Genomic DNA, 212 nt, shown 5'->3' on the forward strand with positions numbered 1-212 from the left:
CGCCAGAGGTAGGTGCCGGGCTCGACCCTCGTGTAGGTCCAGCCGCCGTGGGTCTTCAACCGGTGGTGGCGTCGACACAGTGCGGCGAGGTTGTCACTCGACGTGGGACCGCCGTGCTCCCAGGGCACGACGTGGTCCTTGTCGCAGCCGCGTGCGGGGCGGTTGCACCAGGGGAACACGCAGGTGCGGTCCCTGAGCTCGATCTGCTCGGT

The 212-nt window shown here is 69.3% G+C and carries 1 protein-coding gene; it reads right to left on the minus strand.

Going from position 1 to position 212, the window contains the following annotated elements:
- A partial coding sequence (locus EFL26_RS16510) for an HNH endonuclease signature motif containing protein (RefSeq protein WP_148046759.1) occupies positions 1-212 on the minus strand: 212 nt, incomplete at both ends.

Origin of the sequence: Nocardioides pocheonensis, from assembly GCF_003725535.1 — a bacterium.
In the GTDB taxonomy this organism is placed as follows: Bacteria; Actinomycetota; Actinomycetes; order Propionibacteriales; family Nocardioidaceae; genus Marmoricola; species Marmoricola pocheonensis.